Here is a 26,116-nt window from a genome sequence, read left to right as displayed (position 1 = left end):
CCCGGGCATAGGCGAAGTGGCCGCAGCAACCATTCTGATTGAGATGCCTGAGGTCGGTACTCTTGATAAGAAGAAAGCTGCAAGCCTGACCGGGCTGGCTCCGATGACCCAACAGTCGGGAAAGTGGCGTGGCAAAGCCAGCATTCAAGGGGGCCGAAAGCAGTTGCGCGACGCGCTCTACATGCCTGCTCTCGTCGCTGTAAAACACAACCCCGATATGTGCAAAAAATACCAGAGAATGATCAAACAGGGAAAACCGCAAAAGGTCGCTCTCACAGCAATCATGCGGAAACTCATTGAGCTCGCCAACACATTGGTCAAAGCAGATCGAGAGTGGGTTCAAAACCACGCTTGACCAAGACGGATACTCGAAGCGGTCACGCGGCGGCGTAGCGGATCGAGCTTAAACCGCACCCCGATAGAGGACACTGTCCAATCGTGAATATTCAAATCTTTTCAAAAACGTGGCTCGATGTCGGGACATTGGGCCTCTCGAAGCGGTCACTTTACTAACTTGCGCCGAACGACGGCTTTGAGCACAAAGCGGAAGTGAAAAAGGCCCCAGTGTCACCGGGGCCTTTATTCCATTTTGGGGCTTTCTTCAGTGGCAGGCTGGGCGGGTGCCGGGCAGCAGAACCTTGTCGATCACATGGATCACACCATTGTCGGCCTCGATATTTGCGATAATCACGTTGGCGCTTTCGCCGGTGCCGTCGGCGATCGACACGCCAGACGAGCCTTTGGTGATGCACAACCGCTCCGAAGCCAAGACCGGCTTGAAGTAGTTCGAACCGTTCGGGATCATTTCGGCGGTCAGTTTGCGGTCATCGACGTGGTAAAGGAGGACATCGGTCAGCTGGCCTTTGTTCTCTGGCTTTAAGAGCGTTTCCACAGTGCCCTCCGGCAGCGCAGCAAAAGCATCGTTCACTGGCGCATAGACAGTGAACGGACCAGCGCCCTGCAGTGTCTCAACCAAGCCTGCAGCGCTGACTGCGGCCACTAGGGTCGAGAAACGCTCGTCGCCCGATGCGATTTCGACGATGTCGGCCGCGCTCGCGGCGGAACCCAGTGTCATTGCGGTTGCCGCTGCTGCGGCGAATTTGCGAATAGTTGTCATGTGAGTGCCTTCCATTTATATTTCCCACGCTCTTTGCATGTGAACGGGTTACGTACTCATGGCCGAACTCAGATTTGCCGATCACGCTATCGTGAGAAATCCACCTTAGATGCACTGATTTGCGCCAATAATCCGCGTATTCTGAAACTTTCTGTGGAAGTGTTACGGACTCGTTCACCGAAGAACCAGTGATATCCAACAGCAGCGAACGGGCATATGTTGCTTTAGAAGTCCAGGTTTTTTGCGTGGTCTAGACCATGTCGCGACAAGTCCAACGGTCCCTTCAGTCGGCTCTATGATCGGGCCAGGTGTCACTTAGCCGGTATCCTTCTGGCCAAGGATCATCGGGATCGAGCATGTGTTGATGGGTGCCCGTGATCCACGCTCGGCCGGTGATTTCTGGGATGATCGCGGGTGTTTCTTCTAACGTCGTTGTCTCAGCGATCTGTCCAGAAAACTCGGAATTAATGATAGAACAGGCGGTTAAGGTTTCACCTTCCTGCATCAAACCATCTGCGTGTAACAAAGCGATACGCGCAGAAAGGGCGGTGCCGGTCGGTGATCTATCAATTTTACCCGGTTGAATTGCTACAGCGGCTCTTGTCTTCAGATCCTTGCCCTCTCGGACAAGTCGACCAGCAAATAGACAGAACGAAAAGTGGTTCCACTCAGGAATGGTGGGGTGCTGAAATTTCATTTGCTCGTTTGCGGCGTTGGTGATTACGACGCCAAGCTTTGCTAACTCATCAGCCTCCGAAGCTATCAATTCAAAACCTAAGGCAGCAGCGTCGACGACGACAAAACTGTCGCCACCAAATGCCGTGTCAACGTTGATCACCCCAAGCCCAGGGACATTCAGTGGCACTGATCGCTCGCCAGCAAACGACGGCAGGTTTCGAACGGAGATCCGTTCCGCCTTGCCATTTTTACAATCGGCCCTGACACGGACCAAACCACCAGGCGCTTCAAGCACCATTTCTGTGACTGGTTCGACCATCGGGATGATCCCGTTGTCCAATAGCACCGTTGCCACGCAGATCGAATTCGACCCGGACATCGGCGGCGTGTATTCGGGTTCCATGATGATCCAACCCATTTGCGCATCGGGGTGTTTGGCCGGGACCAAAAGATTGACATGCCGGAACACTCCGCCACGGGGTTCATTAAGCATAAAATTGCGAAGGGTTTCGTCTTTGGCTATCCAGTTCCGTTGTTCCCAAAGGGTATCCCCCGGTGGCGGAGCCACACCACCAACGATCACATCGCCGACCTCGCCTTCGGCATGACAGGACACAACGTGTATGGTCTTGGTGCTTCGCATTTCGGTTACCTTACTTCAGTTGGCTACATGGCGGTTCAAGAATACCTTCACGTCCTTCTCTGATGGTGGAGCGCTCGCAAAAAGTTCAACGTAGTGCTGAACCCGCGCCAACCTCTGCGAAGCGTTTTCTGTGACTTGCATCGAGATGTAGCCGATCTGGGTATAGATGACGGTTAGGCCACGTACCTCCGCTTGTTGGTACGAAAAACCGTGCCGTTCGAATATGCGTGTTACCGCTGCGATGCGCTGTTTGTCGGCTTCTCGAATGCGCTGTTCAAGGTCCTCATCAACGCGCGCCCAATTACGGATAGCAAGATCAAGCGGTGCATCAAAAAGTGTGGGGTCAAGCCAGCAATCCATAAGGTTGAAAAGTGCTTCGCAGATGTTGGCCGCTTCAAGATCGCATTGCTGGACGAGGTTCCCTGTGTTCTTGCTTTCCCAGCGAAGGACCATTGCGCCGTGAAGCTCAGCGATGTCCTCAAAAAACCAATAGAACCCTGTGCGCGACAGATTGAGAACTTTTGCCAGAGGCATGATTTTGACCGCGTCGACACCCTCCGCAATGAGCAATTCATAAGCGGCATCAAGCCAGAGTTCTTTTGATCCACGTTGGCGTGAGGCAGTTGCGTTCATATCGCTCACCATAGAAAACTTGACACATATGTCAATTGAGCGACAAAGTGCCATCAAGACACACGTGTCAAGTTAGCCAGAGAGACATTCAGATGACCAAAGACCCGCTACTTCAACCTTACCAGTTGAAACATCTGACTTTGAAAAACCGGATAATGACGACGAGTCATGAACCTGCCTATCCAGAAGATGGGATGCCAAAAGAACGCTATCGTGCCTATCACGAAGAACGGGCGAAAGCGGGTGTCGCGTTAACCATGACAGCGGGATCAGCGACGGTGTCAAAGGACAGCCCGCCAGTTTTCAACAATGTATTGGCCTACAAAGACGAAGTTGTGCCGTGGATTCAAAATCTGACTGATGGCTGCCATGAACACGGGTGTGCGGTAATGATCCAACTGACGCACCTTGGCCGACGGACAACATGGAACAAGGGCAATTGGTTGCCTTCTGTGTCCTCATCCAAGCACCGTGAACCATCACATAAGGCATTTCCCAAGTTGATCGAAGATTGGGATATCGAGCGGATCATCAACGACTTTGCGGACGCGGCCGAACGCATGCAGGCCGGTGGCATGGACGGTATCGAATTACTGGTTAATGGGCACCTTCTTGATCAATTTTGGTCACCGCTGACAAACGATTTAGTTGGCCCATATGGGGCGGATACACTTGAAAACCGAATGCGTTTTCCGCTGGATGTTCTGTCCGCAGTCCGCAAACGCATCGGACAAGAATTTATCGTTGGTTTCCGGTTCACTGCAGATGAGATGCAAAAAGGTGGCATAACCGCAGACGATGGTTTGGTGATAGCAAATAAATTGGCGGCGACAGGTCAACTGGATTTTCTCAACGTCAACCGTGGGCGCATCCATACTGACCCTGCAATGACAGACATGATTCCGATCCAAGGCGCGCCTGCTGCACCGCATCTATCCTATGCCGCACAAGTCAAAAAAGTCACGGGCATACCGACATTCCACGCCGCACGGATACCAGATGTTGCGACTGCACGTCACGCCATCGAGGCCGGTTTGCTGGACATGGTGGGCATGACGCGCGCGCATATGGCAGACCCCCATATCGTCCAGAAAATCGTGGAAGGCCGCGAAGAAGATATTCGCCCATGTGTCGGCGCAACCTACTGCCTTGATCGAATCTATCAAGCTGGTGAGGCACTATGTATCCACAACGCTGCGACCGGTCGCGAGTTGACGATGCCACACATAATTCAACCAGCTGAAACCAAGCGAAAGGTCGTTGTCATCGGCGCTGGTCCTGCGGGTCTTGAAGCTGCGCGCGTTGCGGCCGAGCGCGGTCACGATGTTGTGGTGTTTGAGGCGCAACCTGATCCGGGCGGCCAAGTGCGCCTCGCAGCACAAAGCCCACGTCGACGGGAGATGATTTCAATCATTGATTGGCGCATGTCCCAATGTGCTGCGCGTGATGTCGTCTTTCACTTCAACACTTGGGCAGAGGTGGGAGATGTAACCGCGCTTAACCCTGATATCGTAATCGTCGCGACAGGAGGGATGCCGAACGTCGAACTATTTGAAACAGGCCAAGACGCGTCAAACGTTGTCACGTCGTGGGATATTATTGCAGGCGATGTGAAGCCAGCGCAGAACGTTTTGATTTATGACGAGAGCGGTGATCACCCTGCGTTGCAAGCTGCAGAATTAGCCGCAGCGGCGGGATCAACGGTTGAAATCATGACCCCCGACCGCACGTTCTCGCCTGATATCATGGCGATGAACTTGGTGCCCTATATGCGGTCGCTGCAAGACAAAGACGTGACCTTTACGGTGACCCGCCGTTTGCTGGGTGTTGAGCGCAGTGGCAACATGCTAACCGCGACCATTGGCACGGATTATAGCGCCTTCATAAGCACGAAAGAATACGATCAAGTCGTGGTGAACTACGGAACACTGCCTCTGGACGAATTATACTTCGATCTTAAGCCGCTCAGCACCAATGGAGGCGCAGTGGACCATGACGCACTCATCAGCGGGACCGCTCAAACCCTAGTGCGTAATGAAGCCGGTACGTTCCAACTCTTCCGGATTGGTGATGCCGTATCAGCCCGCAACACACACGCCGCGATCTACGATGCTCTTAGACTTGTTAAGGACCTGTAGCGCTTGACGTCGAAACCAGACGTTCGCGGCATCGCGGAAATGCGGCGCATTGGGTTCGGAGCCATCGTTCGGCGCAAGTAGAACTCGCGACTTCTTTGAACAGCCCAATGTCCTAACACCGAGCCATCCAGTTCAAACGGGTGATGTTTCCACAATTGAGGAAATGTACGCTTCCTAGCGGCGGTTCAAACTCGACCTGCTGCGCCACCGCAAGTCGGCTCTCTGCCCAACACAAACACAGGTGCGCGCATTCATGCGGCATGTTTCTTTTCAGCGGTTTGTGTTTCTATCCCTAAATGGCACACCCCCTGTACCGTCCAAACGCAGGTCATTGGGCAAAGCCCACGTCTCTGGACCACAAATCAAACGCGCCACCGCTTCCGCCGCGGCTTCCAGCATTTTTTCACCCTTGACCACATTTGACCGCGCTGGGTTTCCCGCTAGACCATTCTCGGTCACGTGCGCGAATGGCCTCCAGCGATACGATCCTTCTCCAGCTTGCAGAAACTTTTTGCCGTCCATGGGGCTGGCCAGCCCACCAAGATCACTATCGTCAACCAGTCCTGGTTCGCACACCATCATCATGGAAGTTTCCGCCTCGCCTGCGTGCATGACACCCGGTTGGTCCTCAAGATGTTGAGACAGCTCGCGAAAGCAGCAAATACAATAGAACCGTCGCCACCATTCAGAGTGCCCATTCCTAGGATTCGACAATCGCTGAAACAAAACCTTTTTGCGACCCACATGTGACCCAGACGATCAGAAACGTGATGAAGCACTAAGGCGGCGAGGGAAAATTTTTAACCATTTCAAGGTGGTGCGGGTGAAGGGACTCGAACCCCCACGCCAAAGGCGCCAGAACCTAAATCTGGTGCGTCTACCAATTCCGCCACACCCGCATGAGCGCTGCCTTAGCAAAGCCTGCCAGAAGAGGCGAGAGGTATTCGCGCACCAGTGCCATAGAAACTGCAAGATGTTGCGCGACATTAAACCCATCTTGAGCTATCTTTTCCTGACATAGAGGCAGGTTGCAAAAAGAGAGACGCCATGAAACCGAATACGGTCGGGCGCGAATTGAGCGGGCAAATGCCCCCGTTGCGCAAAGAGATATCCCATGTCGGGCTTGTGTCCGGCACAATCATTTTGACATCTGACGGAGAAATTCCGGTCGAGTATCTTTCACCCGGCGACAGGATCGTGACCCGAAATGCCGGGCTGGTTCCTCTTGCCGCGATGCAAACCGTGCGCGTATGCGAAGAGGCGGTCAAGGTTGCCGCTGGATCGCTTGGAGATAGCAAGCCGACCCATCACGCCATGCTTCCTGCGGCCCAAATGGTGCTGGTACGCGACTGGCGTGCAAAAGCCCTGCGCGGAGCGACCCAAGCGGTGATGCCAGCGGGATGCCTGATCGACGACGAATACATCACGGGCCTCGGGGTGCGTGAAATGACGTTGGTCCGACTGGGTTTTGATGCGCCCTACGTCGTCTACGCAGACGGTCTGGAACTGTCGGTTCCAGCCATGAGCACACCACGCATACCGGCCTAGGCTTCGAGGGCTCGCAACACCGGCGGCAAAACCTCAGGCAGGTCCTCAGCGATCAGACCGGCGCCAAAGACGCGTGCGCACTCGACGTGCAACCATGTGGCCGCTTCTGCGGCCAACATGGGGGCAAATCCGCGTGCCAGAAGGCCCGTGATAAAACCCGCCAACACATCCCCTGCCCCGGCAGTGGCAAGCCAGGGTGCGGCGCGGTCATGCATTGCCGCATGGAAAGATGCGCGCCCATCGGGATGAGCGATTACCGTTTGTGCCCCCTTGAATAGCACAATTGCGCCACTGCGCGCCGCCGCATCGCGCGTGGCGGACACTTTGTCATATGTCGACATCTGGCCCGCGGCCAGCCTGTCTGCAATGTCCGGAAACAGGCGGGCAAATTCGCCGCCGTGTGGCGTGAGGATGGCGTTTTCATTCAACGCAGTCATCCGTGCGCCGCCCTGCGCAATCAGCGTCAATGCATCCGCATCAAAGACAATGCGACGCCTCAGGTTCAGGTGTCCTTCGCCCAGCACTGCATCCACAAGACCCGCAGCATCATCACCCAACCCAAGACCGGGCCCAAGGCACAGCGCGTTGATACGAGCATCTTCCAGAACGGCGATCAGCGCGTCACAATCCGCAACGCGCCTCAGCATGAGGGCTGTGATTTGCGTGGCCACCTCCATCTGCGCAGAGGGTGGTACGCCAAGCGTCACCAGACCAGCGCCGATGCGCAGCGCACCGCGCGCAGCCAAACGCGCCGCCCCCGTGCGTCCGGCTCCACCGGACAGCACAAATGCATGCCCATGATCAAACTTTTGACCACCAACCTTGGCAAGATCGGGCAGCGTGTCGCGCGTGATTTCTGTCAGCTCAGGGATTTTGTGGCTCCTGCGGCAGTTTAAACAGCAAAGTGAAACGCATCACAGTCCGATATCAACCACCGCGCATCTTGTGTCCAGAAAATGAGGCATTTTGTGTATCGGCTTTTTGCAGTGAAATGTGACCACCAGTTCCGATGGCAGGGGGCGGCGCGCCAACGCTTCTCCAGTATCGGCGTCATATCCTGTTGGGATATCTACGGAAATGAAGAGGGGCGCACTGGCCCCGGCTTGCCCCTCAGACCATGCGTCGATCATGGCGTTCACCGGCGCGATCACATCGTCCAACGGTGCCCGCTGTCCGATCCCAAACAGGGCATCGATGACCGGAACGAGAGCGTGCGGGTCTGAGGCCAGCCGCTCCAAGGCGCCCATCAGATGCGCTTGTGTCAACGCGACGACATCTCCGATAAAGCACCAGCGTTCATAATTTCTGCGCGCGTCCGGAGGCAAGTTTTCTGGAGTCCCGCACATGAACACCTCAACCGCCCAACCGGCTTTAGCCAGCAAACGGGCCACAACAAACCCGTCGCCCCCGTTGTTACCCGGCCCGCACAACACAAGGGCGCGGTGAGACCCCGCCGCAAAATCTGGCCATTCCTCGAACACGGCTTGGACCAGACCTCTCCCTGCCCGCTCCATCAATTCCAGCCCTGTAACCTCGCCCGTTTCGATCGCGGCGTGTTCCAGTTTTCTCATCTGCGCAGCCGTCAGCGCTTCCGTCATGGCCAAACCTCTTCGCGATTCACTTTCGCACATTTTTTAGGCGAACCGCCCACAAACCGAGCGTCACTGCAAAATTCCTGTGCACACATTAGCATATCATGCCCCCTCCCATGGACGCCCTACAAGACAGATGGTCCACCCAGATCACATGATATGGCAATGGGAGGCCACCGCGTGAAAAAGATCGAAGCGATCATCAAGCCATTCAAGCTTGATGAAGTCAAAGAGGCTCTGCAAGAGGTCGGCGTACAGGGGCTATCTGTCATCGAAGTCAAAGGGTTTGGGCGTCAAAAAGGGCACACGGAATTGTACCGTGGCGCCGAATACGTGGTCGATTTTCTTCCCAAGGTGAAAGTCGAAGTTGTTCTGGATGATGATCAGGTCGATGCCGCCATCTCCGCCATCGTAGATGCCGCCAAAACCGAAAAGATCGGCGACGGCAAGATTTTCGTCACCCCCGTTGAACAAACCATCCGCATCCGCACCGGTGAAACCGGTTCGGACGCTCTCTAATTATACATCCAAGACAAGAAGGATTTTCCGCACATGGCAAACCCCGTTCTCGACATGATCAAGGCAGAAGATGCCGAATACGTCGACATCCGTTTCACAGACCCACGTGGCAAACTGCAGCACGTGACCGTCATGGCCGATCAGGTCGATGAGGATTTCCTCGAAGAAGGCTTTATGTTTGACGGCTCCTCCATCGCGGGCTGGAAATCGATCGAAGCCTCCGACATGAAGCTGATGCCAGACCAAGGCAGCGCCTATGTTGACCCGTTCTATGCGGAAAAGACGATCTGCGTTCACTGCTCGATCGTTGAGCCCGATACAGGCGAAGCCTATGACCGCGACCCACGGGGCACAGCCGAAAAAGCCGAGGCCTACCTTAAGTCAACCGGTATCGGTGACGTGGCCTACATGGGCCCAGAAGCGGAATTCTTCCTCTTTGACGATGTGCGTTTTTCCAACAGCATCAACAAGGTATCCTACGAAGTTGATGCCACGGACGCGTCCTGGAACACCGACACAGAATACGAAATGGGCAACATGGGCCACCGTCCCGGCGTCAAGGGCGGCTATTTCCCTGTGAACCCAACGGACGAAGCGCAAGACCTGCGCTCCGAGATGCTCTCTACCATGAAGCGCCTCGGCATGAAGGTCGACAAGCACCACCACGAAGTGGCGTCGTGTCAGCACGAACTGGGCCTGATCTTTGGCTCTGTCACCGAGCAAGGCGATGAGCTGCAGAAATACAAATACGTCATCCACAACGTTGCCGCCGCCTATGGCAAATCGGCGACGTTCATGCCCAAGCCCATCGCGGGCGACAACGGGACTGGTATGCACGTGAACATGTCGATCTGGAAAGACGGCAAACCTTTGTTTGCAGGCGACAAATACGCCGACCTGTCTGATGAGGCCCTGTGGTTCATCGGTGGCATCCTGACACACGCAAAGGCGCTGAACGCTTTCACAAACCCATCGACCAACAGCTACAAGCGTCTGATCCCAGGTTTCGAAGCACCCGTTCTGCGCGCCTACTCGGCCCGCAACCGTTCGGGTTGTGTACGTATCCCATGGACAGACTCGCCCAAGGCCAAGCGCGTCGAAGCTCGTTTCCCTGATCCATCTGCCAACCCTTACCTGTGCTTTGCCGCGCTGTTGATGGCCGGCCTTGACGGGATCAAGAACAAGATCGATCCCGGCGAACCATCCGACAAGGACCTTTACGATCTGCCGCCAGAAGAGCTGGCCGGCATCCCAACGGTCTGCGGTTCCCTGCGCGAAGCGATGGAAGAGCTCGAAAAAGACATGGACTTCCTGCTGGCCGGTGACGTGTTCACCAAAGACCAGATCGAGGGCTACATCGAGCTCAAGATGGAAGAGATCACGACTTACGAACACACACCTCACCCGGTTGAGTTCGGCATGTACTACAGCTGCTGATCCTCCTTGGCAGCTAAACTTGAAAGGGCACCTCCAACGGGGTGCCCTTTTTTTATTGCCCTGCATTGTCCAAGCGGCGCCAAAATCCGGCCATGATCCGCTGATACAAATTGTACTCAGATTGGTCATAAAGGATCGGTTCAGATGGAATCGATGAGCGAATTCGAAGCACGCCTCAAGCGTACCCAGTCCCGCGCGCGGGTCCGGACGCAACGCGGTTACGCGCCCGAAAACGACGCTCAGGACAAAGCGCCGCGTTCGTCCACGTCCAGTCGGTCAAAGTCGGTCACGGTCGTGCTGGTCGGATGTGTGTTGGTGGCGAGCGCCTTTGCTTTTGCCCGCGAAGACATTGCGCGGGTCCTGAGCAGTGCAGATGATGTCCAGCGCATCAGCTCCTTGGGCTCATAGTTTCCAAAGGAAGACATCGGCAATCGCGCGCTGTTTTTTACATGGCCCATATCGGGCGGCACCTGCACGCAAACGGCATCTGATCGCCCTAATCTGAGCATGATCCATTGGTATCCAGTCAAGACCCGAAGAAACCAACCGACCGGCGCACATGACTAAGAATTCTGAATTTGAACAACGCCTTGCGCGTATCAACGCGAAGCGACCCGCGGCACAGCAGTCCGAAATGCCAGCCGCACCGACCCTGTATCCGGCACCCAAGGCAACCTTGCCTCTGCCTATCCTTGGTACAGCTTTGGGCCTCGTACTGATGGCTGGTGTTGTGGGCTACGCTTGGGACGATATTGCGATCATGTTTCCCAAACCCGAAGAGGGCCGGAAGGTTACATATCTGGAATCTTCATTGCGCGACTCTATGAGCGCAGAAGAAATCAAGCGTATGAACAACAACCCGGAACTCGAGGGGATGACCCAAATGCAAAAGATGATCCTTAGCCACTAAAGCCTCGCTCACTGTGGCCCGGGTCGAGCCGATTGCCATCGAGCAGTGCGCTCTATTTTCCAATCCATCTCAATTCAGCTAGGCTACATCCGAAGAGGCGCGAGACGGAGTATCGGTATGCTGTTGAAACCCCTGAGATTGGCGTGCGCTATGTTTGCATTCTCAAGCGCGGTACATGCCGCCAATTGTGGCAACACCAGTGCCGGGTTTGACGCTTGGAAGGCAAGCTTTGCCACCGACGCCAAACGCGCTGGGGTCAAGGCACGCGGCCTCGACGCGCTTGCGCAGGCTCGCTACGCCACCGGCACCATTGCCGCGGACCGCAACCAAAAATCCTTTCGCTACAGTCTGCCCAAGTTCATGCAAATCCGCGGGGCAGACACCATTGTGGCCCAAGGGCGCAAGCGCAAGGCGCGCAGCCCCGACTTTTATGCGACCCTTGAACGTCAGTACGGCGTGCCCGCTGGTGTAATCATCGCCATTCATGGGATGGAAACGGCCTTTGGCGGGTTCATGGGTGACAGCCCGGTTGTGTCAGCCATTGTCACCCTCACCTATGATTGCCGCCGCTCGGATTTCTTCAGACCACATGCGATTGGCGCCCTGAAACTCGTCGATCAGGGCGCGATCACCGGGGCCACCAAAGGGGCCAAGCATGGCGAATTGGGCCATACCCAATTCTTACCGGGCAACGCCTTGGAATATGGCGTCGATGCAAATGGTGACGGACGGGTGGATTTCTATAACCAAACAGATGCGCTTGCCTCGACGGCGAACTTCTTGCGCAAAAAGGGATGGAAACGCGGCAAGGGCTATCAGGAAGGCCAGCCCAATTTTGCGGTGATCAAGCAATGGAATGCGGCGACCGTCTATCAGCAGGCCATCGCGATCATGGGCGCGCGCATCGACGGCTAGGTAGCGCACCTCTTAAACACCGACGCCCAAGATTGCCCGCAGCAATCCAGAAACGACTTGTCCGTCAAAGCAAGACCACCCTTGCCCCTAACGGCAACACCGCCTAAAGGACGCCGCATAGGGTTCAGGCCCCTGCCCTGCGCATATGGTAAAGCCTGACACTCCGATCCTTGATTGGTCGCAGCCCCGGCAATGCGCAGACCCGAACGGCACGTCTCGCGACCATAGACAGGAGACGGATATGGATATCCCCCTTCCATCACGGGCTGCGCTGAAAGCGCAAGCCAAGCGGTTGCGCGCGGCTCTGAACGATGCAGGCACGCCCTGCACACATGCCCAAGCGCTCGAATCCATCGCCCACCAATGGGGCGCGCGCGATTGGAATACGCTCAGCGCACGGGCCAAGGACGCCCCCCAACCGGGTTATCACCCCGGACAAAAGATCAGCGGACGCTATCTTGGGCAGCCGTTTGCCGGGCAAATCAAAGCGGCCAGCCGCGTCGGGTCTGCACGGCATCGGCTGACCTTGCGATTTGATGCGCCGGTCGATGTTGTACGCTCTGCGCTGTTTTCATCGTGGCGTCAGCAAGTGAACTGCGTGGTCGACGCGACCGGGCGCAGTCTGCGCAAAACCTCGGATGGCGTGCCTCACGTTGTGCTTGACGACGCCTGGGCCGGTGGCTGACAGTTTTAGGTCAGCGCAGGCACATCGGCGCGCGCAAGCACGTAGGTGTGAATGGCAAATACCACCGCTTTGCTGTGCGGCAGGCGCAAAAGCGTCTGCCGTTCAGTGCGGTAGTATGGCCCTTCTTTCAGGCCAGACCCCACTCGGCGTGGTTCTGCCGCCGAACGCGGTTGATAGAGTTCGGGATCCTGATACCAAAGCTGATTAAAGCGCCACAGCGGGCGGCCCACTTGAATGCCGTCAAACAGCCGCTGCACGCGCCGGGCCAGATCATCTGTGTATTCTTCGACCGGGATATGAATGTCTGTCAGCGGTCGCCCCGCCTTTTCGCTCAAGCGCCATGAGGCCGGAAAACACAAAACCGCACCTGTCAGCACATGCTGATCACCACGCCGTTCCATCAATACAAAATCGTTCTGAAATATGCGCCCCAAGGCCTCTAGTGGCGGGATGGACGATACGTCAACCTTACGACCGTCCGGACAGGTTACGACATCACCGCCCCGTGTAAATCCCAGATCAAGCGAGGCCTCCAGCGCAGCTTCGAGCAGCTCTTGCGCGGCCGGTAATGCTTTAGGGTCGAGATATAGAACATCGTCCGCCCGTCCCTCAAGCAATGCAATCCGGCGCGCCATCTGCGCTGCATAGGCATCATCTACGCGCAACCACGGCCCGCCTTCGGGCTGAATACCGGGCAGACCGCGCGATCGGCGCATGTCGTCGGGCAGGTTCTTTTGTAAAACGGGCAAGCTCATACATGGTATCTGGCATGAGCGCCCAAATGGTTCCAGCCAGCTCAGCCCTCTCGCACAAAGGTTAGCGCCGCCTGTTCCTGTTTTGCACGCATAGTTTGCATTACGTGTAGTGGGCCAGCAGCAACCATGTGATCTGCAATCTCGGGAGGCGTGCTGGTGGCAACCTGCCCGGTCTCCCAATCATGGTGGGCCGTTGAGTGCCGCAGATGCGCCCCGGTATCTTGCAGAACAATCGTGCCCCCCTCTGCAAAGAACGCCAAGTCATCCCCCATGTCTGACCCAATCAACTGTGCCCGTGATCCCAAGTGGCAGGTCAACAAAGCCGCAGTCACAATCGATGCAGAAAATGTGTAGGCGTTGACCAACACGGCGCACCGCGTGCCGCGCCATTGTGTGCGCAACCAGTCGATCAAAGGAATTGCTTTCAAAAAGCTGCCACCCGGATTGCCACGCAAATCAATGACAACATTTGCACCCGGTTGCTCTGACATCTGCGAGACGCCCCTCGTGACTTGCTCAACGTCAAGAGCCTTCAAATCAGCGATGCGCCACCACCACGCTGCGAACCGCATTTCGACGATGGATCCACCAGGCAAGCCGTGGTCATCCAAACGCGGGTCCACTGCCCCGGTTTCCGCCACCGGATAAAGCGGCAGCGCAGGCACGACGTCTTGCAACGAAAACGAACGCTCTGCCCCTGTTTCCAAATGGTATCGAATGCTTTCGCCATGCCCAACTCCAGCCCATTGCAATGCAGCAGGCCACGCCAACATGATGCCAGACAAGACCTGGCACCGCGCAACGTTACCTGCCAGCAACCCGCTCCATGCCGACAAAAGCTGTTCATATGGAGCACCATCCACCGCAAGAATGCGGTGCGCGCGCCCGTCTTCGACCCATACAGGTTGACCATCTCGGACCACGATGCGGCGCGGTACGACCGAAATGGCCGCATTCGGGATCAATCGGCTGTGGCCATTTCCAGCGAGCGCCACAACCTTCATCGCGGTCAGCAAAAATCCGTCTTTGTCCGTGTCATTGGCGCAGGATTTCAATGCCACTAGGGCCTGATCCAATCTCGATTTGGGCACACGTTCAAAGGCTGGATCACCTTTGCAAACCACACTCTCGATCGTCTCAATGTCGCGCGAAAAACCCATAGATGCACATTGCCCTACAGAGCGAGCAACGTCCAACACGCATGAAAAACGACGCAAGATCACGTCGCAAATTGGCAAACACTGCGGAAAAAACGCGCCCAATCTGGGTCCAACAGTGGAGAGCGACCATGAACCAACATTACCGCGACACCCGCAAGATCGACCCGACCCGTGGTTCGGTCCTAGGCGATGGCACCCCAAACGATGCCGACCGGATAGAGATTGGGCCGACGCAACTTGCATTTGCTGAATGGGAGGCCGCCGGCCTCACTCTCCCCAACCTCGAAGCGATGCGCGCGTATCGATTGCAGCGCCTGACCCAGCAGGTCGTGGATCGCGGCTATGGTGGGGTGCTGATGTTTGACCCGCTCAATATTCGATACGCCACTGACAGCACCAACATGCAGCTATGGAATGCCCACAATCCGTTCCGCGCCGTGTTGGTCTGTGCAGACGGGTACATGGTGATCTGGGATTATAAGAACGCGCCCTTCCTGACCTCGTTCAACCCACTGGTGCGCGAGGTCCGTTCCGGGGCTTCGATGTTCTATTTCTCGGCTGGGGACAGGCCCGATCTGGTCGCCGATCCTTTGTCTGTCGAGGTGCGCGATCTGATCGTGGAACATGGAGGCGGCAATATGCGGTTGGCCGTGGACAAGATCATGCTGCACGGCGCCCACGCTCTTGAGGCGCAAGGTTTTGAGATCATGGACGGCGAACAAGTCACCGAACATGCCCGTTCAATCAAAGGCGCGGACGAGATTTTGGCGATGCGCTGCGCCAACCACGCGTGCGAGACCACGGTGCGCAAGATGGAGGATTTCGCGCGCGCCAATGTCGGCGATGGCGTCACATGTGAAGACGACGTTTGGGCCGTCATGCATGCCGAGAATATCAAACGCGGCGGCGAGTGGATCGAAACCCGCCTCCTTGCGTCTGGCCCGCGCACCAACCCGTGGTTTCAGGAATGTGGGCCGCGGATCTGTCAGAATAACGAGATCATCTCTTTTGATACCGACCTCATTGGCTCTTACGGCATCTGCATCGATATCTCGCGCAGCTGGTGGATCGGCGATCAAAAACCGCCCGCTGAAATGGTCTATGCGATGCGGCACGCTGTCGAGCATATTCAGACCAACATGCAGATGATCAAACCCGGCGTGATGATCCCTGAGTTGACGGCGAATGGTCACCGGCTGGATGACAAGTATCAGGCGCTGAAATATGGCTGCATGATGCATGGGGTCGGTTTGTGTGATGAATGGCCCCTTGTGGCCTACCCGGACAAGGCCGTGCCGGGGGCCTTTGACTACCCGCTGCAGGCGGGGATGGTTTTGTGTGTGGAGGCGTCGGTTGGCGAGGTTGGGGGAGAGTTCTCGATCAAGCTGGAGGATCAGGTTCTGGTCACAGAAGATGGGTTTGAGAACCTGACCACCTACCCCTTTGATGCGGCCTTGATGGGGTAATAGGTATTGGGGTGTCCCAGCGTGGGACACCTTTCCGTCTTATATTTTTCAATGGGTTACAGAGGCGGGTTTACCTCGCATTAACAAATAACTGCGTGCGGCGCGCATCAGAACGCGCCCTCACTTCGCATCAAATCATCATGCGGATACCGCGACCCTTCAGTTTGTATGGTGCCCGTTTTCGTTTGGACCCGAGAGCCCGGATCAGCCTCAAACCGACGGCGCCGACGGGGCGCGATAACGGCCCACCGGGGCCATTGCCCTACTTCACCCGTAATTTCCGCCCAGAGCGACGTTCAGATTCACGAAATCGACAGCAAAATTTCGTTTGTCTAACGCCAGAGCATTTTCTGTCGCAAGCAGTCCGCGTTCGGCATCCAGCACCTGCAAAAAGCTTACACGGCCTGAGATGTAACCTTGCCGTGCCAAACGCAGAACTTCCTTTAGCTCTTCGATGGCTTGCGACGTAAATTGTACTGCTTCGCGGTGATTGACGAGGCTGACCAATGCGTCTTGAACCTCTTCGACTGCCGTTACGACTTCTTCTTCCCATGCAAAAATCAGTTCTTTGGCGCGTTCCTTTTGAAATGCAACCTTTGCCCGGCGTTCAGGCAAATCGAACAAGGGGATATCAATTCCGGCGCGCCCGAACCCTGCAAGTGGTGCTAAGTCGCCGCCTGAATAGCTTAGGTTAATGTTCCCCGTCAGCCTGAGTTCAGGATACAATTCTGCCTCGGCAACGCCCGCCAACGCGACAGCTTCTGCCAGCCTGTTTTCTGCCAGAATGACATCTGGGCGGTTCCTGACCAGATCGGCGGGCACGCCCGTAGAAAGAGAGTTCAACTGCGGCACGGGCTGAGGTGCTTCTTTGTCCAGCCCCTCTTTTGGTCGGTCCCATGCCTGGCCCAAGAGCATACCGATACGCGACACCGACTTGAAAAAGAGAATTTTTGTTTCAGGCAATTCGGCCCGAGCGTTGGCCACAAGCGAGCGCGCCTGCGCGACGTCCAGTTCCGTGACCGCAACGACTGGAATGTCGCCATTGTCGTTTTCTGGCAAGCGTTCGATGGACCGCATTGATTCACGCGCCGAAATGGTTGCAGCGAGCGTTTCTTCTCGGGATTCTAGAACCCGTTGGTTGATGCGTATGAGTTCCTGAAAAAACCGTGCGTCGATGTAAGCTGTTGTGAGTTCGCTCAAAAGGGTTGTGCGCGCGACACTGACGTCAGCGAAAGCCGCTTCAAGCCGGTAAAGAGTTGCCTCTCTTTCTCGCGTCAGGCGTCCGGCCAAATCGGCTTGCCATGTTGCCTCTGCGCGCACAAAGCCGCTTTGTACGCCGCCCTCATTGCCTCCGCCGTTTGCTCGAAACTCTCCTACTCTGGCGACCCCGGACCATGCGTATCCGGATCCTTCAAACAGCGCCTTGGACTGTTCGACGCGTGCCTGGGCACGGCGCACATCAAGGTTTTCTTTGAGGCCGAATTCGACCAGACGGTTGAGTTTGGGATCATCGTACGCCGTCCACCAACGCTCGTAGCCCCGTGCGACCGGACGCGTCGACCGGCTGGTAAAGAACTGTTCCGGAACTTCTTTTTCTGGGCTGACAAAGTCTTCGCCCACAGTGCAGCCGGTCAGCCCCGCGACAAGGCAGGTTGAAGTCTTTAAAAATGAACGCCTGTCCATGTATTCGTCTGCTCAGGGTCTGTTTTTTTGCAAACCCTAGCATTTCGCCCAACAAGCCCAAAAGAAAGTCTGCAGCCAAATGCAACAAAGTTGGGGATAGTTGCAGAAAGATGCGCAATACGCGCGCCGTTCAGACGGTTGCGGTCATCCCAGACTGCCCTGCCCCTTAGATCAGCGCCGTCGACAGGATCGGGAAGTAGCTGAGCAGTACCAACACCACCGCCACCGCGATCAGGAAGGGCCAGAGAGACCGCAGGATGGACCCCGGTGTGGCGCCGCTCATTGATGAGGCGATGTATAGCCCAATGCCCACAGGTGGCGTCAGCAGCCCCAGCACAAGGTTCAGGCACGCCACGATGCCGAATTGGTAGGGGCTGATGTCGTAAGACCCCGTCGCGATGGGCAGCAGGATCGGTGTGATCAGGATGATCGCCGCGATCCCGTCGATCACCATGCCCACCAACAACAGGCATAGGTTCACGATCAGCAGGAACATGAACGGATCAGAAGTGATGGTTGTCAGCAGCGCGGCCAGCCTTTGGGGCAGTTCTTCGTAGATGATCACCCAGCCGAACACGCTGGCGGCGGCGATCATGAACAGGATCATCGAGGCGTTGGCGGCTGTCCGGATAAACATCGCGCCGAGGGCGGCGGGTTTGAGGTCTCGGTAGACCAGCCAGCCCACCAGAAAGGCGATGAGAGAGGCGATGGCGGCGGATTCAGTTGGAGTGGCGATGCCAAAGAGGATGCCGCCGATGATCGCCAAAGGCACCAGCATGGCAGGCAAGGCGGCGATGAGCGCGCGGATGGCCTCGCCCCGTGTCATCCATTTCCCTTTCGGGAACTGTTGTGACCAGCCGATCAGGGTGATGACCAGTGCAAAGGCAACGGCCAGCAGCAGCCCCGGAATGATCCCGGCCACAAACATCTCTCCAATCGGGACCTGCGCTAGAACGCCAAAGATCACGAACATCATGGACGGTGGGATGACGGGGGCCAACAGCCCACCGGCGGCGGTTGTGGCGGTGGCGAACCCTTTGTCGTAGCCCTCTTCCTCCATCGCGGGGACCATGGCCCGCGACATCACGGCGATCTGCGCTGTGGCCGACCCGATGATGGCCGCCATGAACATGTTGGCCAGAAGGTTGATATACGCCAGCCCCCCGCGAAAGCCGCCCACAAACACACGCGCGAGCGCAATGAGGCGGCGCGTCATGCCCCCTTCGTTCATCAACTCGCCCGTTAGCATGAAGAGTGGAATGGCAAGCAGGCCGTAGTTTTCGAGCCCTGCGAACATCTTTTGCGCGAAACTGTCATAAAGGATCGTGTTGCCGCTGTCCCAGATGTACCAGATCGCGGTGACGCCCAGCACCAGCGCGATGGGAACAGACAGCAGCAGCGTGGCAGCAAAGACGACCGGGCTCATTTTGCAGCCCCAGGCTTGGTCAGCAGGTGCATGGTGGCGTGCAGTGTCGCCCCAAGGGCAAAGACCCACATGACCAGCCAAAACAGGTATTTGGGCAAGCCCAGTGTCAGCGTCGGTTCGGCGTAGATAAAGTTGAACGTCGCCCCCTGAAAGGCGGTCCGGTCAAACCCCGCACGCGCGATATCGAGCGGCAAGAACCAGCGCCAGCAGAGCCACAGCATGGCGAGTGCAAAGGCGAAAACGATGATATCGACGATCTTGTCGATGATCCGGCGAACGGAGTCCGGCACGGCATCTGTCAGCAGTGTGATGGACACCGAATTGCGGTGGTGGAGTGCTGCGGACGCCCCCAGAAAGGTCATCCAGACCATCGCGTAAATGGCCAGCTCGTCGACCCAGAACAGTGCGTTTCCGGCCGTGCGCGTGATGACGTTGAGCAGGATCAGACCGGTCACACAGACGGCAAGCAGAGCCGCACAAGTCAGTTCTATCCGCGCCCACAGGGCGGAAAGGCGAAACAGCATACCCGGTCCTTTCACGACAAAGGGGCGCAGGTTGCCCCCGCGCCCCCCTTTAGTCGTTTGATATCGTTACCGTGTTTCTGCCGCAGTCGCGCGCAGGGCGTCAAGCGAGGAGGTTTTTTCGGACCAGATTGTGTTCCACTCCTCGATCGCGCCGCCAAAGAAAGATGCGTCCACCTTGGTGTAGGTTTTGCCTGTGCCCGCGATTTGTTCGAGCCAGCCTGCTTCTTTTTCGACATAAGAATCGATGGTGCTGTCCACGTATTTGGCCATCAGATCGCCAACCAGTGCGCGGTCTTCTTCGGACAGACCGGCCCAGACGCGGGCCGACACAAGGCCGACCATGGGGAACATCATGTGATCGGACTGCACAACTGTGTCGGCGTGTTCGTAGTATTTCAGCACCCAGATCAATTCGGCGTCCATATCGATGGCATCCACCTGCCCGTTGGCCAACGCGTCATAGACAGACGGCAGCGGCATGGGCGTCGGGGCGGCCCCGATTGCGTTGTAGAAATCGAGAATGGGGGTGAAGGGGGTAATGCGCAACTTGAGCCCTGCGAGGTCCTCGGCGCTGTTCACGTCGCCCCGCGCAACGATCTGGCGCAGACCGGCCATGCCGTAGCCGACCCCGACGACACCCACTTCTCCAGCGAGGGGTTCGAGAAGTGTCTTGGCCGTGTCCGAGCGCAGGATACGACCCGCGTGCCCGATGTCATCTGCGAGGTAAGGCGCATAGAATGCACCCAATTCAGGTGCCCGGTTGGACACTTCAGCCACTGTCATGAACGCCATATCAAGCGCGCCTGTCTGAAGCTGTTGCAGCATCTCGGCCTCGTTGCCCAATTGGCGGGCCGGGAAAACGGAGACTGAGTGCGCACCGCCCGAGGCTTCGGCCAGTTCTGCACCAAAGGCTTCGGCGGCTTTGGTCCAGATGTGGGGCGGAGGTGTGATCAGGCCCAGACGGAATTCATTGGCTTGCGCGGTGAGTGCCGAGGCCGCGAAGACCGCAGCGCTGGCAATGATATTTGTGAAGTGTTTCATGGTGTTCCCTATTGTTTTTAAAGTTGGACCCAGCCTTCAGGCGGTTCTTTTCCCGGATGCACGGTGTTGCAGTTCGGGCATGTGCGGGCCTCTTCAGAGGCATAGAATTTTTCGTAGACGGGCGGCAGGTCGGTGACGATGGATTTCAGTTGCATTTCAGCGCGGTGGACGCGCGTGCCGCAATTAAAGCAGTACCATTCAATGGCGTCCAGTTGTCCTTCCTGCCGTTTGGGTTCGATCACCAGTCCAACGGAGCCTTCCTGTGGACGTTGGGGCGAGTGGCGCACATGCGGGGGCAGCAAAAACACTTCGCCCTGACGGATCGGGACGTCGTAAAACTCTTCTCCGTCAAAGAGTTTGAGCAGCATGTCCCCTTCGAGTTGGTAAAAGAACTCTTCAACCGGATCGTCGTGATAGTCGGTGCGCTTGTTCGGCCCGCCCACGACGGTGACCATCATGTCGCTGTCTTCAAACACCATCTTGTTGCCAACCGGGGGCTTCAGCAGGTGGCGATGTTCTTCGATCCACTTTTGAAAATTGAACGCTTTGAGCTTTGTCATGGTTCTCTCCCCTTTTTCAAAACCCTTGGCGGTATTGGTGCCTTCCGCAAAGGCAATGTCCGCATGTAGGTATCTGATTTGCTTATATCGCGTCTATTTGAGCCAAGCCTAGCGCATGATCCCGCAGTCTTCAAAGGCTGCGCGTATGGTGTTTTTTTCGGCTTCCGTCAGTTCCAGCATGGGCGCGCGCACCCGTCCGCCCCGTTGACCCAGCAGTTCTTGCCAGTATTTGCCGAAGGCAGTGGGTTTGCCGGGGGGCCGCGTGCGCGCCATTGCGTCGCGCACGGGCGCGAGGCTGTCAAAGACGCGGCGCGCCTCGTCTGCCTGACCGTTGAAGGCAAGCCGCGTGTATTCGTTCATCCGCTGGTCTTGGCTGCTTTGCAGCTGGTAGGGCGGCGAGGAGCACAGGTACAGTTTCCAATCCAGTTCCAGAATATTGTCGAGCCATTCGTGTTCTGCTGACGTGGAGACGTGGATTTTGTCGCCCACCATATGGGTCAGCCGTACATACATTTCACGCGGGACGGAGTATTTGATGGCCACGATATTGGGCAATTCGGCGATGCGTGCGCATTCCTCGGGCTGCATCAGATAGCCGCTGTCGGGATGGCTCCACATCGCGATACCGATATCAAGTTCGTCGCAGAAACGCTTGTAATATTGATATAAAACTTCGCCTCGATCATGCACAAAGCTGAGCACAGGCGCGTGCACGACGATGTAATCCGCACCACAGTTCTGGGCGTGGCGCGCAAGATCCAGCGCTGTGTCCATGTTCTGATCTGATACCGACACGATGACGCCCGCCTTGCCTGCGCATTCATCCACGGCAATCTCGAAATTGCGTTTGCGTTCCTCCAGGCTCATCGAAAAGAATTCGCCCTGTTTCCCGGCGACGAACAGCCCCTGAATGTCCAAATCGTCGATCCAGTGCCGGATGTTTGAGCGCAGCCCTGCCTCATCCAGAGAGAGGTCGTCGTTGAACGGATTGAGGGCGGCGGCCCAGATGCCGGTCATGTTTTCGCGCGCGTAGGCTTTGGCATCGAGTTTGGTGTAATTCATGGCGAGGTTCCATTGGGATTACCCGCCACAAGACGCGAAGTTGCGCCCAAAATCCAAGGTGAAATCTTACAATTGGATATTTCATATGCGAATACCCACGCCTTTTGGGTTTTGATTTTGTGGGTGCTGGCATAGGTTTTGAGCATGAAAATCGGTTTGATCGGTCAGGGCGCCATTGCTCGCTATGTCACAGATGCTCTTAGCCCCAGCTCCCATGAGGTGGTGGCCGTGCTGCTGCGCCCCGAACGCGCCCGTGCCAATGCGCCGTTGGAGTTTGGGTCTGTTGATGCCTTGCCTGCGGATATCGACGTGATGATCGATTGCGCGGGGCACACGGCATTGGCCGCTTATGGCCCACCCTTGCTGGCACGTGGAACGGACGTGATCACCGTTTCGCTTGGGGCGCTGGCGGATCAGGTAACGGCGGGGGCGCTGAAAGACGCTGCCACAGCAGGACAGTCAAAGCTGCATCTGGCGAGCGGTGCGATTGGTGCGCTGGATTGCCTGCGTGCGGCGCGCGTCGGCACGTTGGACACCGTCACCTATACGGGCCGCAAGCCGCCACAGGGTTGGATCGGTTCCCCCGCAGAGGACGTGCTGGACCTTGCCGGGCTGACGCAGGGCGCACACACCCATTTTGAGGGCACCGCCCGGCAAGCCGCCCTTGCCTATCCTAAGAACGCCAATGTCGCTGCTGCTGTGGCGCTGGCAGGATTGGGTTTTGATGACACCCGCGTTCAGTTGATTGCGGACGCCGACATCAGCCACAACATTCACGAGGTCACCGCCGCGGGCGATTTCGGCACATTTCAGTTCCAGATCAGCGGCAAGGCCCTGCCCGACAACCCGCGATCCTCGGCCCTTGCGGCGATGAGCGTGGTGGCCAAGCTGGACCAACTCAGCGCGGCGGTCACGTTGTGATCGGGCGCCATTCGCGCATTGTGGACCGGGCGTTGACTCGCCTGAAGCTGCGCCAGTTGCGCCTGTTGGTGGCTGTGGGCGTGCATGGGAACATCCAGAACGCGGCGCGCGAACTTGGCATCTCGCAACCTGCCGCGACCAAGATGATTCAGGACCTTGAGTTGGATTTCGAGGTGAAGCTGTTCAACCGTACCAATCGCGGCGTGGTGCCGACAGTGTCCGGTGAGAGCCTGATCCGTCATGGCAAGTTGATCTTTGCCCAGATTTCCAATGCAGCCCAAGAGCTTGATGACTTGAACGAAGGCAATGCGGGTCGCGTGGTGGTCGGCACGCTGCTGGCCGCCTCAACAAGCCTGTTGCCGCGCGCCATCGACATTCTGCTGGCCGAGCGCCCCAATGTGGCTGTCAAGATCACCGAAGGCACCAATGAAGTGCTGATGCCCGGCCTACTTTCGGGTGAAATCGACATGGTCGTGGGCCGCCTGCCCGCCCACCGTCACCGCGACAAGATCCGACAGGAAAAGCTGTTTGAGGATCGTATTTTGGCGGTCGTCGGCCCCGATCATCCTCTGGCTGGCCAAAGCGATGTCACCTTTGCGCAGACCAAACCCTATGGCTGGATCGTGCCGCCTTTAGAGACCACGTTGCGCCGTCAGGTCGATCATTTCTTTGTCGGGCAGCAGCAATATGTGCCGCCTGTGAGCATTGAAAGCGTGTCGTACCTTGCCAACCGCGCGCTGTTGCAATCGCGCGATCTGGTCGGGTTGATGCCTGCCGAAGTGGTGGCGCAGGACGTGGCCAACGGGCATCTGGTGGCGCTGGACTGGACGGTGCCCTTTGGTCAGGGGCCGATTGGTGTGTCCTTGCGCGCGGACGATGAACTGTCCCCGGCGGGCCGCGCGTTCCGCGCCGCACTGCACCGCGCGGCAGAGGCGAAATGAGCCCGGGTATGCCCCAAACTGATACCAGTATTCTGACAATCCGCTTGAAGCGCTGTCGGGGCCAGCGTGAGTTAAGAGCATAGGGCGTTGGGAGGCGCGGGTTTCATGTATCCAGAGCTAAAACTCTTTGTTGCAGGCGCGTGGCGGTCAGCGGCGTCAGATATGGCCGTGATCAATCCCGCCACCGAAGAAGAGATCGGGCGGTTGCCCTGTGCCAGCATCAGCGATCTGGATGATGCGCTGGAGGCGGCCGTTGCCGGATTTCGCCTATGGTCCCGCACGTCCCCCCGCCAGCGCGCCGATACGATCCTGCGCGCCGCAGCGTTGATCCGCGAACGGCAAGAGGAGATTGCCCAAGCCATCACCCTTGAGCATGGCAAGCCCCTGCCCCAAGCCCGACTTGAGGTGATCCGCGGTGCCGAATTTTTCGAATGGGACGCGGGCGAAGCGATGCGGGCCTATGGCCGAGTCATTCCAGCCGCTCGCGGGCACAAGTTTTCCGTCCATCATCAACCCATTGGCGTGGTCGCCGCCTTTTCCCCGTGGAATTTCCCGATGAGCCAACCGGCCCGTAAGATCGCCGGTGCATTGGCGTCGGGCTGTTCCATCATTCTTAAGGCAGCAGAGGAAACGCCCGCCGGTGCCGTGCATATCGTCAAGGCGTTTGAGGATGCGGGACTGCCTGCGGGGGTCTTGAACCTTGTCTTTGGCAACCCGGCGGAAATTTCCGGCCATCTGATCCCGCAAGATCCGGTGCGTTTGGTCGCGTTTACAGGTTCGACCGCAGTCGGCCGTCACCTGACCACCCTCGCGGCGGGTCACATGACCTCTGTTCTGATGGAGTTGGGCGGGCATGCCCCTGTCATCGTGTGCGAAGATACGGATGTGCAGACTGCCGCCCAATCCGGTGCGGTGCGCAAGATGCGCAATGCCGGTCAGGTCTGCACCTCGCCCACGCGGTTTTTCGTGAACGAAGACATATTTGATCAGTATTCAGAGGTGTTTGTCGCCCGTGCCGCTGTGACCGTTGTGGGCAACGGAATGGACGCAGGTGTCGAAATGGGCCCGCTGGCCAACGACCGCCGCGTGCCTGCACTGACAGAACTGGTTGAAGACGCCCGCGCCAAGGGCGCGACTGTTGCCACGGGCGGCGCCGCAAGCGGCAATCGCGGATATTTCTTTGAACCCACGGTGTTGCTGAACGTCCCTGATAACGCGCGCATCATGCAGGAAGAGCCCTTTGGCCCCGTGGCGGTTGTGAACCCTGTGGCGTCATTGGACGCGGCCATCGCAGCGGCAAATGCAGTGCCCTTTGGACTTGCAGGGTACGGATTTACGAACCGCGCCGACTATATCGATCGCATGATCGATGAGGTGGAAGTGGGCAACCTCAGCATCAACACGCTTGAGGCCTCGATGCCCGAAACGCCCTTTGGGGGTGTGAAATCCAGCGGTACCGGGCGCGAGGGAGGCACGGAAGGCCTTGAGAATTACATGACGGTCAAGAACGTGTGGCACGCGTCCGAAATCAGTTAAAGCACTGGGAAATTGAAGATTATGGGCGGTACGGCCGTCCCCTGCGCGGCGACGGGGCATGCGAAACGGATACTCCTTTGCTCGGCCACGTCCCGGTCTGCGCCACAGAACCGTCTTGCGCCTAAGGAATTCCTTACTTTGGAAATTGGGCGATTGCCTTTAAGTTGGCATTGGAAACCTTTGATACCATGGTGGCGAAATTTTTAGCGCCAGCGTGCAGATGATT

General features: G+C 57.2%; 27 protein-coding genes and 1 tRNA gene. 13 read left to right on the top strand and 15 right to left on the bottom strand.

Features of this window, described 5'->3' with window-relative positions; genetic code table 11:
* Positions 1-355: transposase (locus DHN60_RS19310; RefSeq protein WP_159089298.1), on the top strand; the 355-nt coding region annotated here is incomplete at its 5' end.
* 246 nt (positions 356-601) lie between these two features.
* Here DHN60_RS19310 and DHN60_RS19305 read toward each other — a convergent pair.
* The 3 genes from DHN60_RS19305 to DHN60_RS19295 form a co-directional block, all read right to left on the bottom strand.
* Entirely contained in the window at positions 602-1,117 is a 516-nt protein-coding gene (locus tag DHN60_RS19305) for a fasciclin domain-containing protein (protein WP_108838959.1), read from the bottom strand.
* Positions 1,118-1,400: 283 nt separating this feature from the next.
* Positions 1,401-2,438, bottom strand: coding sequence for a proline racemase family protein (locus DHN60_RS19300; RefSeq protein WP_108838947.1), 1,038 nt, complete (start codon positions 2,436-2,438; stop codon positions 1,401-1,403).
* Between the two features lie 15 nt (positions 2,439-2,453).
* On the bottom strand, positions 2,454-3,071 hold the full coding sequence (locus DHN60_RS19295) for a TetR/AcrR family transcriptional regulator (RefSeq protein WP_199913704.1): 618 nt from the start codon (positions 3,069-3,071) through the stop codon (positions 2,454-2,456).
* Between the two features lie 92 nt (positions 3,072-3,163).
* Between DHN60_RS19295 and DHN60_RS19290 the strand changes: the two genes are divergently transcribed.
* The gene (locus tag DHN60_RS19290) at positions 3,164-5,209 is read left to right on the top strand and encodes an NADH:flavin oxidoreductase (protein WP_108838945.1); all 2,046 of its coding nucleotides are present in this window, start codon (positions 3,164-3,166) and stop codon (positions 5,207-5,209) included.
* A 270-nt stretch (positions 5,210-5,479) separates the two neighbouring features.
* Here DHN60_RS19290 and DHN60_RS19285 read toward each other — a convergent pair whose 3' ends face one another.
* Positions 5,480-5,953, bottom strand: a complete 474-nt coding sequence (locus tag DHN60_RS19285) for a creatininase family protein (protein WP_108838944.1) — start codon at positions 5,951-5,953, stop codon at positions 5,480-5,482.
* Between the two features lie 71 nt (positions 5,954-6,024).
* Positions 6,025-6,108: transfer RNA gene (locus tag DHN60_RS19280), tRNA-Leu, on the bottom strand.
* Between the two features lie 148 nt (positions 6,109-6,256).
* Here DHN60_RS19280 and DHN60_RS19275 point away from each other — a divergent pair.
* Positions 6,257-6,757 carry a Hint domain-containing protein gene (locus DHN60_RS19275; RefSeq protein WP_234423715.1) on the top strand — a complete coding sequence of 167 codons (501 nt, stop codon included), beginning with the start codon at positions 6,257-6,259 and terminating at the stop codon, positions 6,755-6,757.
* On the opposite strand, the gene DHN60_RS22940 is transcribed toward DHN60_RS19275, so the two are convergent.
* Positions 6,754-7,596 (bottom strand): NAD(P)H-hydrate dehydratase, encoded by an 843-nt coding sequence (locus DHN60_RS22940; RefSeq protein ID WP_306416021.1) that lies wholly within the window; start codon positions 7,594-7,596, stop codon positions 6,754-6,756. The two genes, DHN60_RS19275 and DHN60_RS22940, sit on opposite strands and share 4 nt — an antisense overlap.
* Before the next feature lie 75 nt (positions 7,597-7,671).
* The gene (locus DHN60_RS22935) at positions 7,672-8,355 is read right to left on the bottom strand and encodes an NAD(P)H-hydrate epimerase (RefSeq protein ID WP_306416020.1); all 684 of its coding nucleotides are present in this window, start codon (positions 8,353-8,355) and stop codon (positions 7,672-7,674) included.
* A 174-nt stretch (positions 8,356-8,529) separates the two neighbouring features.
* On the opposite strand from DHN60_RS22935, the gene DHN60_RS19265 reads away from it, so the two are divergent.
* The 6 genes from DHN60_RS19265 to DHN60_RS19240 all read left to right on the top strand — a co-directional run bounded on the left by DHN60_RS19265 (position 8,530) and on the right by DHN60_RS19240 (position 12,815).
* Positions 8,530-8,868 carry a P-II family nitrogen regulator gene (locus DHN60_RS19265; protein ID WP_108838957.1) on the top strand — a complete coding sequence of 113 codons (339 nt, stop codon included), beginning with the start codon at positions 8,530-8,532 and terminating at the stop codon, positions 8,866-8,868.
* A 33-nt stretch (positions 8,869-8,901) separates the two neighbouring features.
* Positions 8,902-10,305 carry a type I glutamate--ammonia ligase gene (glnA, locus tag DHN60_RS19260; RefSeq protein ID WP_108838943.1) on the top strand — a complete coding sequence of 468 codons (1,404 nt, stop codon included), beginning with the start codon at positions 8,902-8,904 and terminating at the stop codon, positions 10,303-10,305.
* 144 nt (positions 10,306-10,449) lie between these two features.
* Positions 10,450-10,713: a hypothetical protein gene (locus DHN60_RS19255; protein ID WP_108838942.1), complete on the top strand. Its 264-nt coding sequence runs from the start codon at positions 10,450-10,452 to the stop codon at positions 10,711-10,713.
* A gap of 151 nt (positions 10,714-10,864) precedes the next feature.
* The gene (locus DHN60_RS19250) at positions 10,865-11,215 is read left to right on the top strand and encodes a hypothetical protein (RefSeq protein ID WP_108838941.1); all 351 of its coding nucleotides are present in this window, start codon (positions 10,865-10,867) and stop codon (positions 11,213-11,215) included.
* Between the two features lie 117 nt (positions 11,216-11,332).
* On the top strand, positions 11,333-12,130 hold the full coding sequence (locus tag DHN60_RS19245; protein WP_199913703.1) for a lytic transglycosylase domain-containing protein: 798 nt from the start codon (positions 11,333-11,335) through the stop codon (positions 12,128-12,130).
* 241 nt (positions 12,131-12,371) lie between these two features.
* The gene (locus DHN60_RS19240; protein ID WP_108838940.1) at positions 12,372-12,815 is read left to right on the top strand and encodes a glyoxalase superfamily protein; all 444 of its coding nucleotides are present in this window, start codon (positions 12,372-12,374) and stop codon (positions 12,813-12,815) included.
* Positions 12,816-12,820: 5 nt separating this feature from the next.
* Here DHN60_RS19240 and DHN60_RS19235 read toward each other — a convergent pair whose 3' ends face one another.
* Both DHN60_RS19235 and DHN60_RS19230 read right to left on the bottom strand, forming a co-directional pair.
* Positions 12,821-13,570 carry a DUF3445 domain-containing protein gene (locus DHN60_RS19235; RefSeq protein WP_108838939.1) on the bottom strand — a complete coding sequence of 250 codons (750 nt, stop codon included), beginning with the start codon at positions 13,568-13,570 and terminating at the stop codon, positions 12,821-12,823.
* 41 nt (positions 13,571-13,611) lie between these two features.
* On the bottom strand, positions 13,612-14,730 hold the full coding sequence (locus tag DHN60_RS19230) for a hypothetical protein (protein ID WP_108838938.1): 1,119 nt from the start codon (positions 14,728-14,730) through the stop codon (positions 13,612-13,614).
* Positions 14,731-14,858: 128 nt separating this feature from the next.
* Here DHN60_RS19230 and dddP point away from each other — a divergent pair, with 128 nt between their 5' ends.
* On the top strand, positions 14,859-16,196 hold the full coding sequence (gene dddP, locus DHN60_RS19225; RefSeq protein WP_108838955.1) for a dimethylsulfonioproprionate lyase DddP: 1,338 nt from the start codon (positions 14,859-14,861) through the stop codon (positions 16,194-16,196).
* Positions 16,197-16,463: 267 nt separating this feature from the next.
* Here dddP and DHN60_RS19220 read toward each other — a convergent pair whose 3' ends face one another.
* The 6 genes from DHN60_RS19220 to DHN60_RS19195 form a co-directional block, all read right to left on the bottom strand.
* A complete protein-coding gene (locus DHN60_RS19220; RefSeq protein WP_108838937.1) occupies positions 16,464-17,879 on the bottom strand; it encodes an efflux transporter outer membrane subunit in 1,416 nt (471 codons plus the stop codon).
* A gap of 166 nt (positions 17,880-18,045) precedes the next feature.
* Complete coding sequence (locus DHN60_RS19215; RefSeq protein ID WP_108838936.1) at positions 18,046-19,305, bottom strand: TRAP transporter large permease; 1,260 nt, start codon at positions 19,303-19,305, stop codon at positions 18,046-18,048.
* On the bottom strand, positions 19,302-19,829 hold the full coding sequence (locus DHN60_RS19210; RefSeq protein ID WP_108838935.1) for a TRAP transporter small permease: 528 nt from the start codon (positions 19,827-19,829) through the stop codon (positions 19,302-19,304). The genes DHN60_RS19215 and DHN60_RS19210 overlap by 4 nt, the downstream gene beginning before the upstream one ends.
* A 66-nt stretch (positions 19,830-19,895) precedes the next feature.
* Complete coding sequence (locus tag DHN60_RS19205) at positions 19,896-20,870, bottom strand: TRAP transporter substrate-binding protein (protein ID WP_108838934.1); 975 nt, start codon at positions 20,868-20,870, stop codon at positions 19,896-19,898.
* A 17-nt stretch (positions 20,871-20,887) separates the two neighbouring features.
* Complete coding sequence (locus tag DHN60_RS19200) at positions 20,888-21,430, bottom strand: 3-hydroxyanthranilate 3,4-dioxygenase (RefSeq protein ID WP_108838933.1); 543 nt, start codon at positions 21,428-21,430, stop codon at positions 20,888-20,890.
* Positions 21,431-21,538: 108 nt separating this feature from the next.
* Positions 21,539-22,492 carry a dihydrodipicolinate synthase family protein gene (locus tag DHN60_RS19195; RefSeq protein WP_108838932.1) on the bottom strand — a complete coding sequence of 318 codons (954 nt, stop codon included), beginning with the start codon at positions 22,490-22,492 and terminating at the stop codon, positions 21,539-21,541.
* 144 nt (positions 22,493-22,636) lie between these two features.
* Here DHN60_RS19195 and DHN60_RS19190 point away from each other — a divergent pair, with 144 nt between their 5' ends.
* From DHN60_RS19190 to DHN60_RS19180, 3 genes are all read left to right on the top strand, one after another.
* On the top strand, positions 22,637-23,413 hold the full coding sequence (locus DHN60_RS19190) for an aspartate dehydrogenase (RefSeq protein ID WP_108838931.1): 777 nt from the start codon (positions 22,637-22,639) through the stop codon (positions 23,411-23,413).
* Positions 23,414-23,445: 32 nt separating this feature from the next.
* Positions 23,446-24,354, top strand: coding sequence for a LysR substrate-binding domain-containing protein (locus tag DHN60_RS19185; protein WP_306416019.1), 909 nt, complete (start codon positions 23,446-23,448; stop codon positions 24,352-24,354).
* Between the two features lie 105 nt (positions 24,355-24,459).
* Complete coding sequence (locus tag DHN60_RS19180) at positions 24,460-25,890, top strand: NAD-dependent succinate-semialdehyde dehydrogenase (RefSeq protein WP_108838929.1); 1,431 nt, start codon at positions 24,460-24,462, stop codon at positions 25,888-25,890.
* The last annotated feature ends 226 nt before the right edge of the window (positions 25,891-26,116 follow it).

This window comes from Tateyamaria sp. Alg231-49 (genome assembly GCF_900143535.1).
Classification (GTDB): domain Bacteria; phylum Pseudomonadota; class Alphaproteobacteria; order Rhodobacterales; family Rhodobacteraceae; genus Tateyamaria.
Note: the sequence above shows the minus strand (reverse complement) of the source record. Positions and strands in the feature narration are given on the sequence as shown.

Bases quoted from the DNA above. Each gene is read 5' to 3' on its own strand.
- DHN60_RS19305 (WP_108838959.1), bottom strand. From the start codon at position 1,117: ATGACAACTATTCGCAAATTCGCCGCAGCAGCGGCAACCGCAATGACA.
- DHN60_RS19300 (WP_108838947.1), bottom strand. From the start codon at position 2,438: ATGCGAAGCACCAAGACCATACACGTTGTGTCCTGTCATGCCGAAGGC.
- DHN60_RS19295 (WP_199913704.1), bottom strand. From the start codon at position 3,071: ATGAACGCAACTGCCTCACGCCAACGTGGATCAAAAGAACTCTGGCTT.
- DHN60_RS19290 (WP_108838945.1), top strand. From the start codon at position 3,164: ATGACCAAAGACCCGCTACTTCAACCTTACCAGTTGAAACATCTGACT.
- DHN60_RS19275 (WP_234423715.1), top strand. From the start codon at position 6,257: ATGAAACCGAATACGGTCGGGCGCGAATTGAGCGGGCAAATGCCCCCG.
- DHN60_RS22935 (WP_306416020.1), bottom strand. From the start codon at position 8,355: ATGACGGAAGCGCTGACGGCTGCGCAGATGAGAAAACTGGAACACGCC.
- glnA (WP_108838943.1), top strand. From the start codon at position 8,902: ATGGCAAACCCCGTTCTCGACATGATCAAGGCAGAAGATGCCGAATAC.
- DHN60_RS19255 (WP_108838942.1), top strand. From the start codon at position 10,450: ATGGAATCGATGAGCGAATTCGAAGCACGCCTCAAGCGTACCCAGTCC.
- DHN60_RS19250 (WP_108838941.1), top strand. From the start codon at position 10,865: ATGACTAAGAATTCTGAATTTGAACAACGCCTTGCGCGTATCAACGCG.
- DHN60_RS19245 (WP_199913703.1), top strand. From the start codon at position 11,333: ATGCTGTTGAAACCCCTGAGATTGGCGTGCGCTATGTTTGCATTCTCA.
- DHN60_RS19240 (WP_108838940.1), top strand. From the start codon at position 12,372: ATGGATATCCCCCTTCCATCACGGGCTGCGCTGAAAGCGCAAGCCAAG.
- DHN60_RS19235 (WP_108838939.1), bottom strand. From the start codon at position 13,570: ATGAGCTTGCCCGTTTTACAAAAGAACCTGCCCGACGACATGCGCCGA.
- DHN60_RS19230 (WP_108838938.1), bottom strand. From the start codon at position 14,730: ATGGGTTTTTCGCGCGACATTGAGACGATCGAGAGTGTGGTTTGCAAA.
- dddP (WP_108838955.1), top strand. From the start codon at position 14,859: ATGAACCAACATTACCGCGACACCCGCAAGATCGACCCGACCCGTGGT.
- DHN60_RS19220 (WP_108838937.1), bottom strand. From the start codon at position 17,879: ATGGACAGGCGTTCATTTTTAAAGACTTCAACCTGCCTTGTCGCGGGG.
- DHN60_RS19215 (WP_108838936.1), bottom strand. From the start codon at position 19,305: ATGAGCCCGGTCGTCTTTGCTGCCACGCTGCTGCTGTCTGTTCCCATC.
- DHN60_RS19210 (WP_108838935.1), bottom strand. From the start codon at position 19,829: ATGCTGTTTCGCCTTTCCGCCCTGTGGGCGCGGATAGAACTGACTTGT.
- DHN60_RS19205 (WP_108838934.1), bottom strand. From the start codon at position 20,870: ATGAAACACTTCACAAATATCATTGCCAGCGCTGCGGTCTTCGCGGCC.
- DHN60_RS19200 (WP_108838933.1), bottom strand. From the start codon at position 21,430: ATGACAAAGCTCAAAGCGTTCAATTTTCAAAAGTGGATCGAAGAACAT.
- DHN60_RS19195 (WP_108838932.1), bottom strand. From the start codon at position 22,492: ATGAATTACACCAAACTCGATGCCAAAGCCTACGCGCGCGAAAACATG.
- DHN60_RS19190 (WP_108838931.1), top strand. From the start codon at position 22,637: ATGAAAATCGGTTTGATCGGTCAGGGCGCCATTGCTCGCTATGTCACA.
- DHN60_RS19180 (WP_108838929.1), top strand. From the start codon at position 24,460: ATGTATCCAGAGCTAAAACTCTTTGTTGCAGGCGCGTGGCGGTCAGCG.